We start from the raw sequence: 17,926 nt of genomic DNA, 5'->3' as shown, positions 1-17,926 counted from the left end.
GCCCCCCGGTCAGGACCGTACCCGCGCCGGACTTCGGTCACCTCCTGGCGTTGGTGCGCTTCGTGGGCTCGGCGGTGGTCGGGTCCTCGGGCCAGGGGTGGCGGGGGTAGCGGCCGCGCAGGTCGGCGCGGACGGCGCGGTAGCCGTCGCGCCAGAAGGACGCCAGATCGCCGGTGACGGCGGCGGGGCGGCCGGCGGGGGAGAGCAGGTGGACGGTGAGGGGGACGCGGCCGCCGGCCAGGGCGGGGGCGGCGGCCCAGCCGAAGAGCTCCTGCAACTTGACGGCCAGGACCGGGCGTTCGGTGGCGTAGTCGACGCGGATCCGGGAGCCGCTGGGCACGGTGATCCGCTCCGGCGCGAGTTCGTCCAGGCGCCCGGCCTCGCCGCTCGCCCACGGCAGCAGCCGCTGCAGGGCGGCGGTGGTGTCGATCCGGGCGAGGTCGGCGCGGCGGCGGGCGCGGGAGAGTTCGGGCTCCAGCCATTCGTCGGCGCGCGCCAGCAGCGCGGCGTCGCCGACGTCCGGCCAGGGGTCGCCGATCGCGGTGCGCAGGAAGGCGAGGCGCTCGCGCAGTCCGGGGGACGGCCAGCTCAGCAGCGAGCTCACGCCCTCGCGGGCGAGGCCGTCGAGCAGGGCGGCGCGGACGAGGGCCGGGTCGGGGCGGTCGAGAGCGGTCGCGGCCAGCTCGACCGCGCCCAGCGACTCCACCTTGCGGGAGACCACCTCGCTGCGCCGTGCGTCCCAGTGCACCTCATCCCGGGCGGCCAGCAGCGGCGCGCCGGCCAGCCGGGCGGTCTCCTCGTCCAGCGCGGCCGCGTGCAGCACCCGGGCCGAGGGCGAGCCGGCGGGGCGGTCGGCCACCGCGACGGCCAGCCACGGCACGGCGCCCAGCGCGGTGCCGGGCGCGAGCTCGGCGGCCGTGCCCGAGGCCATCAGGTACGGGCTGCGCGCCCCCGGTTCGGGCTTCTCCACCCGGGCGCGGGCGATCCGTTCGGGGAAGGCCAGCGCGACGACGAGGCCGACGGCCGCGGCGTCGGGCAGGTCGGTGGCCGGCTCGGAGCCCGCGCCGCGCCGCAGGCGGCGGACCTCCTCGCGCCAGCGGCCGGCGTAGGGGTCGCGACCGTCCCGGACGGTGCGCAGCACGGCGCCCAGGTCGTCGCCGAGGGCCCGCGGCGGCTCCTCCGAGAGCAGCGCGACCACCTCGGCGGCCCGCCGCTCGCCGACCGCGGGGGCGCCGTCGACCAGGGCGCGGGCCAGCCGGGGGTGGAGTCCGGTGCGGGCCAGCCGGGCGCCGCGCGGGGTGGCCCGCCCGTCGGCGTCGACCGCGCCGAGCGCCCGCAGGGTCTGCCGGGCGGCGGCCATCGCCCCGGCCGGGGGCCGGTCGGGCAGGGCGAGGCCGGTCGCGTCCGGGTCGCCCCAGCAGGCGGTCTGGAGGGCGAACGGGGTGAGGTCGGCGAGCGCGATCTCGGGGGTGGGGTAGCGGGCGGCGAGCGCGTCCTCGGCCTCCGCCCAGCAGCGGTAGACGGTGCCGGGGGCCTCGCGCCCGGCGCGCCCGGCGCGCTGCCGGGCGGCGGCCAGCGAGGCCCGGACGGTGACCAGGCCGGCCAGGCCGCGGGCGTGGTCGGTGCGCGGCTCGCGGGCCAGCCCGGCGTCCACCACGACCCGCACGCCCGGCACGGTCAGCGAGGACTCGGCGACGGAGGTGGCGAGCACGATCCGCCGGTGCGCGCCCGCGGCGAGCGCCGCGTCCTGGACGGCCTGCGGGGCCCGGCCGTGCAGCTGCAGCACCTCGGCGGGGGCGTCCGCGAGCAGCCCGGCGACCCGGGTGATCTCGCCGACGCCGGGGAGGAAGCAGAGCACGTCGCCCGTCCGCTCGGCGAGCGCCCGCCGCACGGTCGCGCCGACGTGCTCCAGCAGGGCCGGGTCGACCCGCGTGCCGTGGGCGGGCCGGACGGCGCGCGGCGGCGGCGCCCAGACGGTCTCCACCGGGTGCGCGGTGCCGTGGGCCTCGACCACCTCGGCGCCGCCGAGCAGGTCGGCCCAGGCCTCGGTGTCGGAGGTGGCGGACGCGCAGACGATGCCGAGCTCCGGCCGCAGTGCGGCCCGGACGTCGAGCAGGAAGGCGAGGGCGGTGTCGGCGTCGAGGTGCCGCTCGTGGCACTCGTCGAGGACGACGACGTCGACGCCGGGCAGCTCCTGGTCGCGCTGGAGTCGCTGGAGCAGTACGCCGGTGGTGACCACCTCGACCACGGTGTCCGGCCCGGCGCGCCGCTCGCCGCGCACGGTGAAGCCGACCGTGCCCCCGACGGCGGAGCCGAGCAGCCAGGCCATCCGCCGGGCGGCCGCGCGGACGGCGAGGCGGCGCGGCTCGGCGACCAGGACCCGGCGCGGCGGGCGGCCGTCGCCGAGCAGGCCCGCGAGGGCGAGCGGCACCAGGGTGGTCTTGCCGGTGCCGGGCGGGGCGGCCAGGACGGCGGTGCCGTGCTCGTCGAGCGCGCGGTGCAGCTCGGGCAGGGCGGTGCGGACGGGCAGATCGCGCCAGGCGGGGTTCACCCCGACAGTCTCCCCGACGCCGCCGGCCCGCCGGGGCCCGGCCGCTCGGGCCGGGCCCGACCCGCCCCCGGCCCGGTCACCCGCCCCGGCCCCCTTCTCAGTCCCGCTCGGTGACGAAGATCGCCGTCCCCGGGATCAGCCGCCCGCGCAGCGGCGACCAGCCGCCCCACTCCTGCTCGTGCCCCTCCGGCCATTCCGGCTCCACCAGGTCCAGCAGCCGGAACCCGGCGCCGACCAGCTCGCGCACCCGGTCCCCGACGGTGCGGTGGTGCTCGACGTAGGTGGCCCGCCCCTGGTCGTCCTCCTCGACGTAAGGGGTGCGGTCGAAGTACGACGCCACCGCCGTCAGCCCCTCGACGCCCGGCTCGTCCGGGAAGGCCCAGCGGATCGGGTGGGTCACCGAGAACACCCAGCGCCCGCCCGGCCGCAGCACCCGGTGCACCTCGCGCATCAGCGCGGCGGTGTCGGCGCTGAACGGCACCGCGCCGTACGCGGAGCAGGCGAGGTCGAAGGAGCCGTCGGCGAAGGGCAGCACCGCCGCGTCCGCCTGGACCACCGGGACGGGCGGGGTGCCGCGGGCGAGGTCGATCCGCCGGGAGTGCTGGAGCTGGCGGTACGAGATGTCCATCGCCACCGGGCGGGCGTCCCGGCGGAGCAGCCAGCGGGAGCACTGGGCGGCGCCGGCGCCGATCTCCAGCACGCTGCGGCCCGCGACCTCGCCGAGCAGACGGGCGTCCGCCTCGTCCAGGCCCTCGGGGCACCAGGTGAACCGGTCGTCGCCGAGGAACTCGCCGTGCTCGTCCTGGTACTCGTCCGCGTTCCGGTCCCACCAGTGCCGGCTGGCACGGCTGCTCTCGTCGGCCTCGGCGTGCCGCCGTACCGCGTCGTCGCCGTCGTCGTCAAGATCGTGCAGATCCGGTGGGGGGGTGGTGGCCACGGTGATAATGCCCATCGCGTAGGGTGTCGTCTGCGGAAGCGCCGCTGCCGCGAACCGGTCCCACCAAGGGTCCGGATCCTGGCGGTGGCATCCGGGGAAGGGCTCCCTGCGGCCGCCACCCGTGAGGTGCGCAATCGGAGGATATGGCCTGATCCATACCGGCCTCCACCGTCTTGACGCCCTTGGCGTTGACCGTGCCTGGCCGTCCCCGTATGCTACAAGTTGCGCTGCGGGCCTGCGCGCCTCGGACGGAGCAGGTCGCGCTCGCATCTGTCGAAGACCCCACGGTCGCAAGACGGACGCCGATTCCCGGTACTCGGGAAAAGTCGGTGCGCCGTGTTCTTGGCTGTCCGGCTTTCGGTGGGAGCGATACGGGCCCTCCGCGTGGCATTACCTACGACTTCATGTCCGTACCGGAGCCCTTTTCCTAATGACGAGCCCCACCGACTCCTCCCTCAGCACCACCCCGCAGGTCGCGGTCAACGACATCGGCGACGCGGACGCGTTCCTCGCCGCGATCGACGAGACCATCAAGTACTTCAACGATGGCGACATCGTCGAGGGCGTCATCGTGAAGGTCGACCGTGACGAGGTGCTCCTCGACATCGGTTACAAGACCGAGGGCGTCATCCCCTCCCGCGAGCTCTCGATCAAGCACGACGTTGACCCGCACGAGGTCGTCGCCGTCGGTGACAACATCGAGGCCCTGGTTCTCCAGAAGGAGGACAAGGAGGGTCGTCTCATCCTGTCCAAGAAGCGCGCTCAGTACGAGCGTGCCTGGGGCACGATCGAGAAGATCAAGGAAGAGGACGGCATCGTCACCGGTACCGTCATCGAGGTCGTCAAGGGTGGTCTCATCCTCGACATCGGCCTCCGTGGCTTCCTGCCGGCCTCGCTCGTCGAGATGCGTCGTGTCCGCGACCTCCAGCCCTACGTGGGCAAGGAGCTCGAGGCCAAGATCATCGAGCTGGACAAGAACCGCAACAACGTGGTCCTGTCCCGCCGTGCCTGGCTGGAGCAGACCCAGAGCGAGGTCCGCCAGACCTTCCTCACCACCCTGCAGAAGGGTCAGGTGCGCTCCGGCGTCGTCTCCTCGATCGTCAACTTCGGTGCGTTCGTGGACCTCGGCGGCGTCGACGGTCTGGTTCACGTCTCCGAGCTGTCCTGGAAGCACATCGACCACCCGTCCGAGGTCGTCGAGGTCGGCCAGGAGGTCACCGTCGAGGTTCTCGACGTTGACATGGACCGCGAGCGCGTCTCCCTGTCGCTGAAGGCGACCCAGGAGGACCCGTGGCAGCAGTTCGCCCGTACCCACCAGATCGGCCAGGTCGTTCCGGGTAAGGTCACCAAGCTGGTTCCGTTCGGTGCGTTCGTCCGCGTGGACGAGGGCATCGAGGGTCTGGTCCACATCTCCGAGCTGGCCGAGCGCCACGTCGAGATCCCGGAGCAGGTCGTCCAGGTCGGCGACGAGATCTTCGTCAAGGTCATCGACATCGACCTCGAGCGTCGTCGCATCAGCCTCTCGCTGAAGCAGGCCAACGAGGCCCTGGGTGCCAACCCGGCCGAGGTCGAGTTCGACCCGACCCTGTACGGCATGGCCGCCTCGTACGACGACCAGGGCAACTACATCTACCCGGAGGGCTTCGACCCCGAGGCGAACGACTGGCTGCCCGGCTTCGAGAAGCAGCGCGAGGAGTGGGAGCGGCAGTACGCCGAGGCCCAGGCCCGCTTCGAGCAGCACCAGGCCCAGGTCATCAAGAGCCGCGAGGCCGACGCCGAGGCCGCTGCCGAGGGTGGCGACGCGGTTGCCGCCGCCGCCGGCGGTTCGTACTCCTCCAGCAGCGACGAGGGCTCCGGCGCTCTCGCTTCGGACGAGGCCCTGGCCGCCCTGCGCGAGAAGCTGGCCGGCGGCCAGAGCTGAGGCTCTGACCCCGCTGGTGCCCAGCACCTGGCGTTAGGCGCTTAGCGTCACCGATGGACCCCACCCGGATTCCGGGTGGGGTCCATTGTTGTTTCCCTTTGCATATCCGTCCTTTATGTGAAGGGTTTATGTGATTAGGGGCTCATTGGATTTCTGTGGGCGATTCCACCCCTGGCGCCTACCTTGGGGGGAGTTGCCCGATGGGTCGCTCACCCGGCCCCACACGCTAGGCACCCCCTGCACATGCGCCGTAGCACCGCTGTGACCCCCTCCTCCGCCCGTACGTCCGCCGACCCCAAGGTCGACGGGCGCCTCGCCGCCATCGGCCGGTTCTGCTTCCGGCACCGCCGCTGGGTGCTCGGCTTCTGGGCGGTCATCCTGGTCATAGGCGTGCTGATCGGCGGACGGGTCTTCGAGGGCTCGGTGGCCGGCGCCTCCTCCTCCGCCTCCGAGGCCGACCGCGGCAGTGCGGTCGTCACCGCGGCCGACCCGGCCAAGGGCACCCTCACCGCCGTGGTGGACGGCCGCCCCGTCGACGACCAGGCCGTCAAGGACGCCGTCACCCGGGCCACCGCCGAGATCACCGCGATGCCCGGGGTCTCCTCGGCCGGCGACGCGTACGGCTCCGACCCCTCCGCGGCAGCGCTGCGCTCCGCCGACGGCGACGCGAGCCTGGTCTCGGTCCGGATGGCCGACGACAGCACCACCGCGCAGGCCGACGCCGTCACCCACCGCCTGGCCGACATCACGGCCGACGGTGCCAAGGTCACGGTCGGCGGGGACCTCGTGCTCCAGGACGAGGTCAAGAAGCAGACCGAGAAGGACACCCGCTTCGGCGAGATCGTCACCCTGCCGCTCACCCTGATCGTCATGGTGCTGGTCTTCGGCGGCCTGTCCGCCGCCAGCCTGCCGGTGATCGGCGCCGTCGCCTCGGTGGGCGGTGCGCTGCTGGCCATGTTCGGGTTCAGCAAGATCATGGACATCGACACCAGCGTGCTGCCGATCGCCACCGTGCTGGGGCTGGGCCTCTCGATCGACTACGCGCTGCTCATGGTGAATCGTTTCCGCGAGGAACGCGGCCACGGCGCGGGGATCGCCGCCGCCGTCGAGCGGACCGCCGCCACCGCCGGCCGTACCGTCGCGTTCTCCGGGCTCACCGTCGCCGTCGCCCTCGCCGGCCTGTTCGTCTTCACCAGCCCCGTCCTCGGCGCGGTCGCCGCCGCCGGCGTCAGCGTGGTGGTGATCGCGGTGGCCGCCGCGATCACCCTCGTCCCCGCCCTGCTCGGCTTCGCCGGCAGCCGGATCAGGACGCCCACCGCCCCGGTGTCCGACGAGGGCTTCTTCAGCCGCACCGTCCGCCGGGTGCGCAAGCGCGCGGTGCCGGTCGCCCTCGCCTGCACCGCCCTGCTGGTGGCCGCCGGGGCCCCGTTCCTCCACGCCGACATGCGCAACACCGGCGCCGCCGTCCTGCCCGCCTCCTCGGCCGGGCGGCAGGTCGCCGAGACGATCGACCAGCGCTTCCCGGGCGCCTCGGCCGCCCCGATCACCGTCGTGGTCGAGAGCAGTGCGACGGTCGCCCAGGCCTACGCCGACGACGTGGTGAGCAAGCTGCCCGGCGTCAGCGGCGTCCGGGCGGTCACCCCGGTGAGCGACACGGTCTCCACCATCGACGTGCTGGTGCACGGCGACCCCCAGGGCGGTCAGGCCAAGCAGGTGGTCAAGGAGCTGCGGGCCGACCGCGGCGGGCTCACCACCCAGGTCACCGGCGGAGCGGCCTCGGTGGTCGACTTCCAGCACGAACTGCTCACCCGCGGCCCGATCGCGCTCGGCCTGGTGGCGCTCGGCACGCTGGTCCTGCTCTTCCTGATGACCGGATCGGTGGTGATGCCGGTCAAGGCCCTGTTGATGAACCTGCTCTCGCTGGGCGCCTCGCTCGGCGCGCTCACCCTGGTCTTCCAGGACGGCTGGTTCAGCGGCCTGCTCGGCGTCAGCTCCACCGGCGGGCTGGAGACCTTCATCCCGGTACTGGTCTTCGCCTTCGCCTTCGGGTTGTCGATGGACTACGAGGTCTTCCTGCTCGCCCGGATCAAGGAGCTGCGCGACCGCGGACACAGCAACGCCGAATCGGTGGAGCTCGGTGTGCAGCGCAGCGGCCGGATCATCACCTCCGCGGCCCTGCTGATGGTGATCGTCTTCGCCGGGTTCGCGCTCGGCGACATGCTGATGGTCAAGCAGATGGGCATCGCCCTCGCCGTCGCCGTGGCGGTGGACGCGACGCTGGTCCGCTGTCTGCTGGTGCCGGCCACGATGAGCTTCTTCGGCGACTTCAACTGGTGGGCCCCGGCGCCGCTACGCCGGCTGCACAACCGCATCGGCCTGAGCGAGCACGTCGAGCTGCCGGACATCGCGCCCGCGGTGCTGCCCATCCCGCGCCCGGCCGCGGAGACGCTGGTCCCCACCACGCCGTAGTGGGCGTCCGAGTCGCTCGCCCCTTCCGAGCCGCTCGCTCCTTCCGGGGGCGGGCGGCTCCTGCGTTCACGCGGCGGGCGCCGGGTCGCCGCGCCCCGGTCAGGCCAGGCGGCGGAGCAGGGCGACGGCGGAGCGCAGGGTCTCCCGCTCCCCGGGGTCGAGGCGGGCCTCGATGGCGGTGGCGATCCGCGCCTCGCGCCGGGCGCGCTGCTCGAACAGGGCGGTCAGGCCGGCGTCGGTGGGGGTGACCAGCAGCTTGCGGCCGTCGGTGGCGTGCGGCTGCTGGACGACGAGCCCGGCCTCGACCAGCAGGGCGACCGTGCGGGCCATCGACTGGTGCCGGACGCGCTGGTGGGCGGCGAGTTCGGCGACGGTGCTGGCGCGGCCGTCCCGGACCAGCAGGCCGAGCACGGCGGCCTGGTTCTGCGGCAGCTCGTCGTCGGGGCGCAGGGCCCGGACGAGCTCGCCGACGGCGGCCCGCAGGTCGGCGGCGAGGTCGAGGGTCTCGGGAGCCGGGCTGTTCATGGGAGAAGCGTACCGCGATTTTGTCCAGCAAAACTGTACAGCCTTGCTGTATGTTCTGTGGCATGCGAATCACCAAGTTCGGCCATGCCTGCGTCCGCCTGGAGCACGACGGCGCCACCGTCGTCGTCGACCCGGGCGCGTTCACCGACCCCGCCGCCCTCGTCGGCGCGGATGCGGTGCTGATCACCCACGAGCACGTCGACCACTTCGACGAGGCCCGGCTGCGCGAGGCGCTGGCGGCGGACCCGGCGCTGCGGGTGTGGGCCAACGCGTCCGTGGCCGCCCACCTCGACGGGGTGGCGCAGCGGGTGACGGTGGTCGGCGAGGGCGACGCCTTCGAGGTGGGCGGGATCGGGGTGAGCGTGCACGGCGAGTGGCACGCGGTGATCCACCCCGAGATCCCGTTGGTGAAGAACGTCGGCTTCCTCTTCGACGGCCGGCTCTTCCACCCGGGGGACGCGCTGACCGTGCCGCCGCACCCCGTCGACACCCTGCTGCTGCCGATCGCCGGGCCGTGGACCAAGGTCGCCGAGCTGATCGACTACGTCCGGGAGGCCGCTCCGCGGCAGGCGGTGCCGGTGCACGACGCGGTGCTGAGCCCGGTCGGGCTGGCCGTGCACACCCGCCTGGTCGGGCCGGGTGGTCCGGGGACGGGAGCGGAGCTGCGGGCGCTGGCCGAGGGCGAGAGCCTCGACCTGGGCTGACCGGGCCCGGGTGGGCTGACCGGGCCCCGGGTCCGCCGGTAGCCTGGCGCCATGCTGAAGATCGGACTGACCGGCGGGATCGGTGCGGGCAAGAGCGAGGTGTCGCGGCTGCTCGCCGCCCACGGCGCGGTGCTCGTGGACTCGGACGTGATCGCCCGCGAGGTGGTCGCCCCCGGAACGGAGGGCCTCAAGGCCGTGGCCGCGGAGTTCGGCCCCGGTGTGCTGGCGGCGGACGGCTCGCTGGACCGTCCCGCGCTCGGCGCCGTCGTCTTCGCCGACCCCGAGCGGCTCCAGGCGCTGAACGCGATCGTCCACCCGCTCGTCCGGGCCCGCTCGGCCGAGCTGGAGGCCGCCGCGTCCGCGGACGCGGTGGTGGTGCACGACGTGCCGCTGCTCGCCGAGAACGGCCTGGCGCCGCTGTACGACCTGGTCGTGGTGGTCGACGCCGAGGACGACGTCCGGATCGACCGGCTGGTGCGGCTGCGCGGGATGGCCGAGGAGGAGGCCCGGGCCCGGATGGCCGCGCAGGCCACCCGGGCCGAGCGGCTGGCGATCGCGGACGTGGTGATCGACAACAGCGGCGCGCTGGCGGCGCTGGCGCCGAGGGTCGCCGAGGTCTGGAACGAACTGAAGTCCCGTCAGGCCTGATCTGGTGCCCGGCCGCCCCGGTGTGGATCATGGAGGGATGAGCGAACACGCTGCCCCTGAGCCGCCCGAGGCGGTCCGCCTGGCCGAGTACGACGGGGCCGGCCTGCAGGAGATCCTGGGCTCCGGCGACGACCCGTTCGGCGTCGCGCACACCGGTCTGGCCTGGCTGCCCAAGGAGATCCACTTCGGCGTCCGCCGGCCGGACGGCCGCCTGGCGGCGCACGCCGGCCTGCTCCCGTTGCCGCTGACGGTCGGCGGGGTGGACCTGGCGGCCGTCGGCGTCGGCGGAGTGGCCGTGGCCCCGGACATCCGGGGTCGCGGCCTGGCCCGGACGGTGGTCGGCGCGGCCGTGGCGCACGCCCGGACGCTCGGCCCGCGGTACGCGCTGCTGTTCTGCCGGCCGCCCCTGGTGGCGCTCTACCGGCGGCTCGGCTGGCGCGAGTTGCTGGAGGACGTCCACGTCGAGCAGCCCGGGGGCCGGGTGGTCGTGATGCCGCTGCGGACGATGTGGCTGCCGCTGCACGAGGGCGCGCGGTGGCCCGAGGGCCCGGTGCGGCTGCGGTCGCTGCCGATGTGACCGTGCCGCGGGGCCCGGGTGGTGGTGGGGCCCGCCCTGCCCGGGCGCAACCCCGTGGCGCCCGGGCAGGGGCGGTGGTCCGTGGGCCGGTCACTCCGGCCAGGCGGATCCCTCGATCACCGCGGTGAAGTCGGTCCGCTCGAAGCCCGGGCCGAACCTGGCCAGCACGTCCGCCTTGACGTTGCCGAAGGCCAGCCCGCGGCGCCGCCCCTGGAGGGCGCCGAAGAGGTAGGCCCGGCGCGAGTGGTGGTAGAGCAGGTCGGTCGAGGCGTCCCGGACCAGCTCGGTGGCCTCGGTGGCGAGGCGGCTGTCCGGGATCCTCACGCCGGCGATCTCGGTGGTCATGCGGCTGATCCTGCGGTGGTGGCGGCAGTGGAACGGTCGGCGGTCGCGAGCCCGTCGGCCGCCGCCGCGTGCTCGACGGCGGCCGCGGCGAGCGCGCGGACGATCGGGTGGGCGCGGGTGCCGTCCCCGGCCAGCTCGGGCTGGAAGAGGGAGGCCAGGAAGAAGGGGTGGTCGGGCAGTTCGAGGATCCGCAGGTCCCCGGCGTCGTCCGTGCCGCTGAACCGGAGCCCGCGCTCGCGCAGCCGGTCCAGGTAGGCGTCGTTCAGCCCGTACGCGCAGTGGTAGCGCTCCAGCGTGCGGGTGGTGCCGAGGACGCGCTCGGCGAGCGTGCCCGGGGCGATCCGCACGGCGCCCTCGTGCCCGACCAGCGAACAGGTGAGCGGCACGATCACCAGGTCCTCCCCGTCCGGGTGGGACTCGCCGTGCGCGGCGCCGCCGATGCCGCAGACGTTGCGCGCGTACTCCAGCACGGCGTGCTGGAAGCCGGCGCAGGTGCCGAGGAAGGGGATGCCACGCTCACGCGCCGTGCGGACGGCGGCCAGTGCGCCCGCCTCGCTGCGGTACGGGCCGCCGGGCAGCAGCCAGACGGCGTCGAAGCCGTCGAGCGCGCCCGGCGCGGCGGCGTCCTCGCTGGGGATCCAGTAGGCGTCCAGGACGAGCTGGTCGCGGGTGGCGAGCGCGTCGAGCAGCCCGGGGACGCGGGCGTGCGAGCGGACGGCGGGGGAGCGGTCGGCGACCAGGGCGATGCGCGGGGTCAGGTAGGTCATACGGCTATCCTGACGCCGCGTTGTGAATCAGCGCCAACGATGATTTCTGACCCTTCGATCAGGAGAGCTGATAGCGGTGGACCCGCACCAGTTGCGCACCTTCGTCACCGTGGTCCGGCTCGGCTCCTTCTCCGAGGCGGCCCGGGAGCTCGGCTACACCCAGTCCGCCGTCTCCCAGCAGATCGCCGCGCTGGAGTCGGACGTCGGTGCGAGCCTGCTCACCCGGCGCCCGGTCGGCCCGACCGAGGCGGGCGCGCGGCTGCTGGAGCACGCCGGGCCACTCCTGCTGCGGCTCGATGCGGCGCGCGCCGACGTCGCCCGCCTGGTGGGAGCGCCGAGCGCCCGGCTGGTGCTCGGCACCACGCCGCTGGCGGTCGGTGCGGCGCTGGGGAGTGCGCTCGCCGAGGTGCGCCGCGCGCATCCGCGGGTGGACCTCACCGTCCGGGTGGTGGCCCGGGACGCCCCGCCCACCCTGGTGGCCACCGGCGAGGTGGACCTCGCCCTGGTCGACGGCCTGGCCGCGCCCAGCGACCCGCTGCCGCTCCCGGACGTCGGCCCGCTCAGCACCGTCGCGGTGGACGAGCGGCCGCTCGCCGTCGCCCTGCCCGCCGGGCACCCGCTGGCCGGCCACCGGGGCGTGGCCCTCGCCGACCTCTCGGCGGCCCGCTGGCTCGACGCCCCCGACATCGCTCCGACGGCCGCCCGGCTGCGCGCCGCCACCGCGGTGGACGGCTTCCGGCCGGCCGCCCGCTACCTGGGGTCGGACGTCCGCGGCCTGCTCACGCTGGTCGCGGCCGGGCACGGGCTGGCCGTACTGCCGGCGGCGGCGCTCGACGGCGCCCCGGGCGTCGCGGCCGCGCCGGTGCGGGAGCCGCGGCTGGTGCACCGCACCGAGCTGGTGCACGGCAGCCTGCCGGAGGGGCCGGCGGCGCTGCTGGTCCGGCTGCTGGGCGGCTGAGCGGCGCCGGGCGGCTGACCGGTCCGTCGGCTCAGCCGACGATCTCCGCGCCCTCGCAGCAGGGCCCGTCGAGCTGGTAGCAGAGGTAGCGGAGGCAGCCGAGGCAGAGCTCGACGTTCTCCAGCCGCCAGGTGTCGCCGTGGCAGGCGCAGGTGGTCCGCCGGCGGAGCAGGGCGTCCCAGCCGGCCCGGCCGCCGATGGCCTCGTAGGACCGCCGGACGTAGGCGGTGGTCGGCCCGTCCAGCTCCTCGCCCCGGCGGGCGGCGGCGAACTCCCAGCAGTAGAGGGCGAAGAAGGCCTTCCCGTCCACCAGTCCGGCCGCTCCGCGGCCACCCGCCACCCAGCTCCGGACCGCCGCGCCGACCCGCTCGGGGAACGGGAGGGCGGGGTCGAGTAGCAGGGAGTTCCCGTCCTCCGAGGCGAGGTCGATGATCTGATCGTCGGTCAAAGCTGCCCCCTTTCCGCGCCCACGGTAGGCCACGCCGTACGGCGACGACCCACCGGACCCCGGCCTTCGGCGGGGGCTGGTCCCGGCCGATCGGCGGATGCCTAACGGGCCATCATGAGTCCTTCCGGACAAGCCGATTAAGTGAATGAATTGCGCACGGAGTATTCATGAACTCCCCCTTAGGGTCACAAGTGCTCCACCGTGGGACGTCCACGGCTCAGCAGGAGCCGTCGCCCGCGCACCACCGAGGGGACCTTTCGACATGTTCGAGTACGCAGGCCGCCGGCCGCGACTTCGCGCGATCCTGGCGGGCCTCGCCACGCTGTTCGCCTCCGTCCTGCTCGCCGGTACCGCGGCCGGCACGGCTTCGGCCGCCGGGACCGGCACCGCGCGGGCCGCGGTCGGCGGCTGGAGTTGCTCCGGCGCCGCCATCCCCGCGGGGTACGTCCTGACCGACTACGACGCCCGGGGCTGCGGCGGCTTCGGCTCCTGGTACCAGGAGCCGGTGAAGAACGGGATCCTGACCTGCTCGGGCTCGCCGGTGGTGTCCGGGTACGTCATCACCGACTACATCAAGACCGGCTGCCGCGGCATCGGCGGCTGGTACCACGAGCTGGCGAAGGACAAGCAGTGGACCTGCTCCGGTTCGCCCATCCCGCCCGGCTTCCGCACGACCGGCTGGTTCATCTCCAGCTTCTGCCAGGGGATCGGCGCCTGGTACATGGTCCGCGCCTGACGTCGCGCGGCGGCCGGCCGGGTGCGCACGGGGGTGCCCGGCCGGCCGGTGGTTGCTACGGGCGCTCGGCCGGCCGCTGGAAGAGCGCGGTGAGCAGGACCGGGATGCCGAAGAGCGGCGAGTCGGCCGGCTGCGGCTCCATCGGGCGGATCTCGATCTCGGTGAAGTCCGAGAAGAGGTGGCGCAGTTCATCGGGGGTGTAGGCGAGGCCGCCGTCGAGCCGGCCGTTGCGGTACAGCTCCTCGTCGGGGAGCTCGCTGCCCATCGCCCCGGCGGCGAAGGCGTTGACGACGAGGTGGCCGCCGGGCGCCAGGACGCGGGTCAGCAGGGCGAGGTAGCTGATCCGGCGGTGGGGCGGGAGGTGGTGGAGGCAGCCCGAGTCGTAGACCAGGTCGTACTGCGTGTGCGGGAGTTCGACGTCGAAGATGTTCCCGCAGTGGAACCGGACGGCGGCGCCGGCCTCCCGGGCCCGCTCCTCGGCCCAGGCGACGGCGGTGGGGGAGAGGTCGACGGCGTCGACGTCGAAGCCGAGCGAGGCGAGGTGGATCGCGTTGCGGCCGGGCCCGGCCCCGAGGTCCAGGGCGCGGCCGGAGGAGGGGAGAAGACCGCGGTCGAGGTAGGAGACGAGGTTCTCGTCGGGCTTGGGGACGAAGAACGGGCGGTCGGAGGACCGGTCGGCGTAGAAGGTGTCCCACCAGCCGGCGGCGTTCTCCGTCCAGCGGTCTGCCTCGGGCAGGAAGAGCCGGTCGAGGAGGTCGAGGACGTCCTCGGTGGTACGGATGTCGCGATGCATTCACAGCCCCCTGTACGGCGGACGGTCGGGTTGTCCGCTGCTGTGAATTCTAGTGATCGCAGGCGGGAAAATCCCTGGTCAGCGGTGGTGCTGGGCGTCGCGACGGGGGCCGTGGAGGCCCCTGCGCGGGGTGCGGGAGCCGCCCCTCCGAGGGGGGTGCGGGGGAGTCGCCCGGCCCCCGTGGCGGCCCGATTCGGGCCCTTTGCGGGCGGCGGCGAGGTCCTGGTTCCGGGCGTTCCGGATAACGCTTCCACTACGAAGGGAGCGGGGCTTCGCGAGCGGCGTCGGCCGGTGCGGGGGAGCCGAGTTCGTAGCGGGCCCGGCGGGCGACGGAGGCGAAGCCGAGGCTGCGGAAGAGGGCGGCGGAGGCGGGGTTGTCGACGTTGACGTCCAGGAAGACCTCCGGCTCGCGGGCCGCGCGCATACGGGCCAGGGCGGCGGTCGCCAGCAGGCGGCCGAGACCGCGGGTCCGGTGGGCCGGGACGGTGCCGAGCTGGATCAGGAAGCCGTCGGCGCAGGTCACGAAGGCGACCGGGGTGCCGTCGGCGTCGCGGGCCAGCAGGGAGTACCGCGGACGGAAGTCCTCGTCGTCGGCCGTCCAGGCCAGCCACTGCTCCTGCGACCAGCCGGGGAAGCCGGGGCGGTCGGCGAACGAGGAGCGGTAGGCGGTGAAGAAGTCGGCCCGGTTGCGGTCGCCCCACTCCTCAAGGGCGAGGTGGGGCGGGGGCGGAGCCTCGGGGCCGGGGGCAGGGTGTGTGAGATCGAGGCGCAGGACGTCCTCGGCGAAGGTGCGGTGCAGGCCCCGGGAGGTGAACAGCCGGTCGGCGGAGGTGGTGAGCGATTCGGTCTCCACCCTGACGGTGGCTGCCGGTTGCCGCTCCGCCGCGGTGGCGAGCAGCCGGTCGAGCAGCGTCGAGCCGAGGCCGCTGCCACGGTGGGCGGGGTCGACCAGCCCGGTGACGGTGGTCGTGCCCCGGACCGTTCGGACCGAGCCGGTCGCGAGCAGGGTGTCGTGCTCGCCGGGGAGCGCGGTCGCGAGGACGACGTCGGCGCCGAGGTAGCGGCCGCTGAGGAAGCCGGACGAGGTGGTCACCGGTATGCCGCCGTCTGCCGCGGCGCATCGTTGGGCGAGGGCGACGAGACCGGGTAGACGGGCCGGGGAGAGAGCGGTCCAGGCGGTGGTCATCGGTGAGAGCTCCTCGGGCAACGGGCCGGCATGGGACGGTGGGCTTGGCCCCGTCGGGCGATCGCCCGACGGGGCCAAGAGGTCAGCCCTTGAGCTCGCCGTTGTGGATTGCGCCGACGAAGGCGCGCCACGCGTCGGTGGTGAAGGTGAGGCTCGGCCCGTTGGGGTCCTTGCTGTCCCGGACGGGGACTATTTCGGTGTAGCCATCAGCGACCTCGACGCAGTCGCCCTGGCCGTTGCTGTAAGTGCTCTTCCGCCACTTGAGGTCTTGCTTCATTCCGTGCACTCCTCTGCGACCTTCCTCAACCATGAGATGGACTTCTCGGGTTGGACTGACGAGGCCATGAGACGCATGAACGCATCTTCATGGCGTGCGACCTCGGAGGATCGCTCCGAGTAGATGCTGCTGGTCGTCGCCTCGGTATAGGCCACACTTCCGGGGATATCGCTGAACGAAAGCACTGAGAAGGAAGCGCCCATCGCGGCATGAGCGCCCGCCGAGAACGGCAGAACTTGGATCGTGATGTTGGGCCGCTCGTCCGCCATGTCGGCGAGGTGATTCAGCTGCTCGGCCATGCTCGGAGCATCTCCCACGGGTCGCCGTATGACGGCCTCACCGACGATTGCCCAGAGCTGCGGTGGATCATAACGATCGAGAATCCGCTGACGGTCCATCCGTAGTGCCACGCGGCGTTCAACTTCTTCGGTGGATTCGGTCGGATTCATTGCCCGGATGACGCCTCGGGCGTACTTCTCGGTCTGGAGTAGCCCCGGGACCAGCTCGCACTGATACGTGACGATCTTCGTGGCATCGGATTCGAAGCCCACGTAGGCGCGGAACCACTCCGGCAAGGCGTCGCCGTATGCGTGCCACCAGCCTTGCTGGCGGCTCTGCCTGGTCAGGCTGAGGAAGTGCTTCACCTCTTCGGGTGAACTGACGCCGTAGTGAGCCAGCAGCTTGGCCGCGTCCCGCTCCTGAAGCGGGACCTGGCCGCTCTCGATCCGGCTCAGCTTGGAAGCGGACCAACCGAGCGCAGCTGCAACATCCTTGGCGTTCAGCTCGCGCGAGGTGCGCAACTTGCCGAGCTCGCCGCCGAGCCTACGCCGCAGCACGGTCGGACTGCCCACGCGTCACACCCCCTGGCTGGTTGGTTCCTTGCATAGTGTGCCACCCCCCTCTGGGGCTCAACCCCCGCTAGAGATCATGCAATTGCTTGGTGGAAGCGGTTGCATGCAATTGCTCGATGAGGGCATGCTACTCGCAGTAGCTCGACGGATCGTCTGAGTGATCACGATGGCCGCTTGCCGGGCATTTCCATGCCTTCGCCCGGCCATCCCCCTCGCCAACTCGCCGTCTCCTCACTGCGCCTGGAAGGTGGCTCCCCCATGCCCGAAATCGCCGACTCGGACCCCGTCCCCGTCCCCGATCCCATCCCCGTCGCCCGGGCCGAACACTGGCTGTTGCGCAGCCGGCGATCGCCCGGTGAAGCCCGCCGACACCTCCAAGCGCTCCTCGCGGGCGCCCCGGCCGCTCAACAGTTCGCCGACATCGGACTCCTGCTCGTCTCCGAGCTCGTCACCAACGCCGTCGTGCACGGCACGCCCATCGGCAACAAGGTGCTCCTCGCGCTCGACCTCGCTCCCGCCCGTCTCCGGATCGAGGTGCACGACGCCCGGGGCGACCGGGAGCCCGTCCTTCGAACCGCCGGCAAGGACGACGAATCCGGCCGCGGCCTGGTCCTCGTCAAGTCCCTCGCCCACCGCTGGGGTTGCTGCCCCCGGCTGGGTATCGGGAAGATCGTCTGGGCCGAGATCGGTTCTGCTCCTACTGTCACCCCCGCGGGGCGTGCCGCATGAGGGAGGACCGCCTCGTCACCGCCGAGATCACCGGCGGCATCCTGCTCCCGACGACCTACTCGCTCCTCCCTGCCGCCCTCGACTCCCTCTGGAGCGCCCTCCAGTTCCGCCCTATCGGCAGACCCCAGTGGCAGTGGTTCGAGCGCTACCTCACCGGCCCCTCCGCCGACCGGTTCGTCGCCGAGTACCTCGACCGCACCGGCCCGCTCGACCTTCCCGTCGTCCTCCCCGAGGCGGTCCACCACCTGCGCCTCCACTGGACCACCCCGGAGGCCGACCGGTGATGCGCTCCCTCCACCCCCGATGGGTCGTCGTGGTCCGCCTCCTGCGGGCCGAACGCCGCTGCCTCGACGCCGAGTTGGCCACCTTCCTCCCCGAGGTGTCGGCCCGCATCCGTCGCCGCGTCCTGGCCGCCCTCGTCGATGACCTCCGCTGAACCGCCCCGAACTCGGGCGCAGGAAGTCGACCGGATCGACTTCCTGCGCCCGACTCCGCGCTGATGGC

At 73.4% G+C, this 17,926-nt stretch carries 19 protein-coding genes and 1 pseudogene; 10 read left to right on the top strand and 10 right to left on the bottom strand.

Going from position 1 to position 17,926, the window contains the following annotated elements:
• Positions 1-37 precede the first annotated feature (37 nt).
• Positions 38-2,551 (bottom strand): ATP-dependent helicase HrpB, encoded by a 2,514-nt coding sequence (gene hrpB / locus RMN57_RS11280; RefSeq protein ID WP_313763259.1) that lies wholly within the window; start codon positions 2,549-2,551, stop codon positions 38-40.
• A 97-nt stretch (positions 2,552-2,648) separates the two neighbouring features.
• Positions 2,649-3,503: a class I SAM-dependent methyltransferase gene (locus RMN57_RS11275; protein ID WP_313763258.1), complete on the bottom strand. Its 855-nt coding sequence runs from the start codon at positions 3,501-3,503 to the stop codon at positions 2,649-2,651.
• Positions 3,504-3,918: 415 nt separating this feature from the next.
• Between RMN57_RS11275 and rpsA the strand changes: the two genes are divergently transcribed.
• Both rpsA and RMN57_RS11265 read left to right on the top strand, forming a co-directional pair.
• Positions 3,919-5,409, top strand: a complete 1,491-nt coding sequence (gene rpsA, locus RMN57_RS11270) for a 30S ribosomal protein S1 (RefSeq protein ID WP_238740199.1) — start codon at positions 3,919-3,921, stop codon at positions 5,407-5,409.
• 243 nt (positions 5,410-5,652) lie between these two features.
• On the top strand, positions 5,653-7,878 hold the full coding sequence (locus tag RMN57_RS11265) for an MMPL family transporter (RefSeq protein ID WP_313763257.1): 2,226 nt from the start codon (positions 5,653-5,655) through the stop codon (positions 7,876-7,878).
• Positions 7,879-7,977: 99 nt separating this feature from the next.
• Here the strand turns inward: RMN57_RS11265 and RMN57_RS11260 are convergent, their stop codons facing one another.
• Positions 7,978-8,403: a MarR family transcriptional regulator gene (locus tag RMN57_RS11260; protein ID WP_313763256.1), complete on the bottom strand. Its 426-nt coding sequence runs from the start codon at positions 8,401-8,403 to the stop codon at positions 7,978-7,980.
• A gap of 62 nt (positions 8,404-8,465) precedes the next feature.
• Here RMN57_RS11260 and RMN57_RS11255 point away from each other — a divergent pair, with 62 nt between their 5' ends.
• Genes RMN57_RS11255 through RMN57_RS11245 form a run of 3 tightly spaced genes read left to right on the top strand, consistent with a single transcriptional unit; the run spans position 8,466 to position 10,332 of the window.
• A complete protein-coding gene (locus RMN57_RS11255; protein WP_313763255.1) occupies positions 8,466-9,107 on the top strand; it encodes an MBL fold metallo-hydrolase in 642 nt (213 codons plus the stop codon).
• 51 nt (positions 9,108-9,158) lie between these two features.
• Complete coding sequence (gene coaE, locus RMN57_RS11250; RefSeq protein WP_313763254.1) at positions 9,159-9,755, top strand: dephospho-CoA kinase; 597 nt, start codon at positions 9,159-9,161, stop codon at positions 9,753-9,755.
• A gap of 37 nt (positions 9,756-9,792) precedes the next feature.
• Positions 9,793-10,332, top strand: a complete 540-nt coding sequence (locus tag RMN57_RS11245) for a GNAT family N-acetyltransferase (protein ID WP_313763253.1) — start codon at positions 9,793-9,795, stop codon at positions 10,330-10,332.
• A gap of 186 nt (positions 10,333-10,518) precedes the next feature.
• On the opposite strand, the pseudogene RMN57_RS11240 reads toward RMN57_RS11245, so the two are convergent.
• Together RMN57_RS11240 and RMN57_RS11235 are read right to left on the bottom strand one after the other, a co-directional pair.
• Positions 10,519-10,677: pseudogene (locus tag RMN57_RS11240) on the bottom strand (diguanylate cyclase); the annotation flags it as partial.
• Positions 10,674-11,444, bottom strand: a complete 771-nt coding sequence (locus RMN57_RS11235; RefSeq protein ID WP_313763252.1) for a glutamine amidotransferase-related protein — start codon at positions 11,442-11,444, stop codon at positions 10,674-10,676. The gene RMN57_RS11235 and the pseudogene RMN57_RS11240, both read right to left, overlap by 4 nt.
• A gap of 76 nt (positions 11,445-11,520) precedes the next feature.
• Here RMN57_RS11235 and RMN57_RS11230 point away from each other — a divergent pair, with 76 nt between their 5' ends.
• On the top strand, positions 11,521-12,402 hold the full coding sequence (locus RMN57_RS11230; protein WP_313763251.1) for a LysR family transcriptional regulator: 882 nt from the start codon (positions 11,521-11,523) through the stop codon (positions 12,400-12,402).
• A gap of 31 nt (positions 12,403-12,433) precedes the next feature.
• Here RMN57_RS11230 and RMN57_RS11225 read toward each other — a convergent pair whose 3' ends face one another.
• Complete coding sequence (locus RMN57_RS11225) at positions 12,434-12,850, bottom strand: hypothetical protein (protein ID WP_313763250.1); 417 nt, start codon at positions 12,848-12,850, stop codon at positions 12,434-12,436.
• A gap of 262 nt (positions 12,851-13,112) precedes the next feature.
• Here RMN57_RS11225 and RMN57_RS11220 point away from each other — a divergent pair, with 262 nt between their 5' ends.
• On the top strand, positions 13,113-13,586 hold the full coding sequence (locus RMN57_RS11220) for a hypothetical protein (protein WP_313763249.1): 474 nt from the start codon (positions 13,113-13,115) through the stop codon (positions 13,584-13,586).
• Between the two features lie 55 nt (positions 13,587-13,641).
• Here the strand turns inward: RMN57_RS11220 and RMN57_RS11215 are convergent, their stop codons facing one another.
• From RMN57_RS11215 to RMN57_RS11200, 4 genes are all read right to left on the bottom strand, one after another.
• Complete coding sequence (locus tag RMN57_RS11215) at positions 13,642-14,379, bottom strand: methyltransferase domain-containing protein (protein WP_313763248.1); 738 nt, start codon at positions 14,377-14,379, stop codon at positions 13,642-13,644.
• Positions 14,380-14,632: 253 nt separating this feature from the next.
• Entirely contained in the window at positions 14,633-15,565 is a 933-nt protein-coding gene (locus tag RMN57_RS11210; RefSeq protein WP_313763247.1) for a GNAT family N-acetyltransferase, read from the bottom strand.
• A gap of 82 nt (positions 15,566-15,647) precedes the next feature.
• Positions 15,648-15,842, bottom strand: a complete 195-nt coding sequence (locus RMN57_RS11205) for a DUF397 domain-containing protein (protein WP_313763246.1) — start codon at positions 15,840-15,842, stop codon at positions 15,648-15,650.
• On the bottom strand, positions 15,839-16,693 hold the full coding sequence (locus RMN57_RS11200; protein WP_313763245.1) for a helix-turn-helix transcriptional regulator: 855 nt from the start codon (positions 16,691-16,693) through the stop codon (positions 15,839-15,841). Before RMN57_RS11200 ends, RMN57_RS11205 begins: the two co-directional genes overlap by 4 nt.
• 258 nt (positions 16,694-16,951) lie before the next feature.
• Between RMN57_RS11200 and RMN57_RS11195 the strand changes: the two genes are divergently transcribed.
• The 3 genes from RMN57_RS11195 to RMN57_RS11185 are packed head-to-tail and all read left to right on the top strand — an operon-like array spanning position 16,952 to position 17,858.
• Complete coding sequence (locus RMN57_RS11195; RefSeq protein WP_313763244.1) at positions 16,952-17,422, top strand: ATP-binding protein; 471 nt, start codon at positions 16,952-16,954, stop codon at positions 17,420-17,422.
• A complete protein-coding gene (locus tag RMN57_RS11190) occupies positions 17,419-17,706 on the top strand; it encodes a hypothetical protein (protein WP_313763243.1) in 288 nt (95 codons plus the stop codon). Before RMN57_RS11195 ends, RMN57_RS11190 begins: the two co-directional genes overlap by 4 nt.
• The gene (locus RMN57_RS11185; RefSeq protein ID WP_313763242.1) at positions 17,703-17,858 is read left to right on the top strand and encodes a hypothetical protein; all 156 of its coding nucleotides are present in this window, start codon (positions 17,703-17,705) and stop codon (positions 17,856-17,858) included. Before RMN57_RS11190 ends, RMN57_RS11185 begins: the two co-directional genes overlap by 4 nt.
• Positions 17,859-17,926: the final 68 nt, after the last annotated feature.

This window comes from Kitasatospora sp. CM 4170 (genome assembly GCF_032110285.1).
Lineage (GTDB): Bacteria > Actinomycetota > Actinomycetes > Streptomycetales > Streptomycetaceae > Kitasatospora > Kitasatospora aburaviensis.
The sequence above is the reverse complement of the archived record's forward strand: the minus strand, read 5'-3'. Positions and strand labels throughout refer to the sequence as shown.

What these genes read in the sequence shown, in the direction of transcription:
- RMN57_RS11275 (WP_313763258.1), bottom strand. Translation starts at nt 3,503, where the DNA reads ATGGGCATTATCACCGTGGCCACCACCCCCCCACCGGATCTGCACGAT.
- rpsA (WP_238740199.1), top strand. Translation starts at nt 3,919, where the DNA reads ATGACGAGCCCCACCGACTCCTCCCTCAGCACCACCCCGCAGGTCGCG.
- RMN57_RS11265 (WP_313763257.1), top strand. Translation starts at nt 5,653, where the DNA reads ATGCGCCGTAGCACCGCTGTGACCCCCTCCTCCGCCCGTACGTCCGCC.
- RMN57_RS11260 (WP_313763256.1), bottom strand. Translation starts at nt 8,403, where the DNA reads ATGAACAGCCCGGCTCCCGAGACCCTCGACCTCGCCGCCGACCTGCGG.
- RMN57_RS11255 (WP_313763255.1), top strand. Translation starts at nt 8,466, where the DNA reads ATGCGAATCACCAAGTTCGGCCATGCCTGCGTCCGCCTGGAGCACGAC.
- coaE (WP_313763254.1), top strand. Translation starts at nt 9,159, where the DNA reads ATGCTGAAGATCGGACTGACCGGCGGGATCGGTGCGGGCAAGAGCGAG.
- RMN57_RS11245 (WP_313763253.1), top strand. Translation starts at nt 9,793, where the DNA reads ATGAGCGAACACGCTGCCCCTGAGCCGCCCGAGGCGGTCCGCCTGGCC.
- RMN57_RS11235 (WP_313763252.1), bottom strand. Translation starts at nt 11,444, where the DNA reads ATGACCTACCTGACCCCGCGCATCGCCCTGGTCGCCGACCGCTCCCCC.
- RMN57_RS11220 (WP_313763249.1), top strand. Translation starts at nt 13,113, where the DNA reads ATGTTCGAGTACGCAGGCCGCCGGCCGCGACTTCGCGCGATCCTGGCG.
- RMN57_RS11215 (WP_313763248.1), bottom strand. Translation starts at nt 14,379, where the DNA reads ATGCATCGCGACATCCGTACCACCGAGGACGTCCTCGACCTCCTCGAC.
- RMN57_RS11210 (WP_313763247.1), bottom strand. Translation starts at nt 15,565, where the DNA reads ATGACCACCGCCTGGACCGCTCTCTCCCCGGCCCGTCTACCCGGTCTC.
- RMN57_RS11205 (WP_313763246.1), bottom strand. Translation starts at nt 15,842, where the DNA reads ATGAAGCAAGACCTCAAGTGGCGGAAGAGCACTTACAGCAACGGCCAG.
- RMN57_RS11195 (WP_313763244.1), top strand. Translation starts at nt 16,952, where the DNA reads ATGCCCGAAATCGCCGACTCGGACCCCGTCCCCGTCCCCGATCCCATC.
- RMN57_RS11190 (WP_313763243.1), top strand. Translation starts at nt 17,419, where the DNA reads ATGAGGGAGGACCGCCTCGTCACCGCCGAGATCACCGGCGGCATCCTG.